Origin of the sequence: Xanthomonas sp. LF06-19 (assembly GCF_034105425.1) — a bacterium.
GTDB lineage: Bacteria > Pseudomonadota > Gammaproteobacteria > Xanthomonadales > Xanthomonadaceae > Xanthomonas_A > Xanthomonas_A sontii.
Genome location: NZ_JAXGGH010000031.1, coordinates 1 through 350 on the forward strand (window position 1 = coordinate 1; position 350 = coordinate 350).

At 75.7% G+C, this 350-nt stretch carries 1 pseudogene; it reads right to left on the reverse strand.

From position 1 onward, the window contains the following. Positions 1 to 338: pseudogene (locus SLW55_RS20595) on the reverse strand (hypothetical protein); the annotation flags it as partial. Positions 339 to 350 lie beyond the last annotated feature (12 nt).

Below are 350 nucleotides of genomic sequence, written 5' to 3' on the forward strand. Positions count from 1 at the left end.
GCAGCGCCGGCGTAGGTGTAGGCGGTGCCGTTGAGGGTCCCGCCGGCGGTCGCCACCGCCGCGGCCGTGGTGCTGCCACTGCCCAGCGCCACGGCGCCGGCCTGCGCCGCCGCCGCGCCTGCACCCAGCGCCAGGCTGTTGTCGCCGCTGGCCGTGGCCGCCTTGCCGAGTGCCACGGCGTTGGCCACGGCCGAATCGTTCGCATCGCCCGCCACCGCGCCATTGCCCAGTGCCACCGCGCTGTCGCCGTACGCACTCGCCGCCGGCCCCATCGCGCTGCTGTCGGTACCGCTGGCAGTGCTGTCGGCCCCGGTCGAGTTGGTGTGGGCGTATTTCACGCCCGCGCCTTC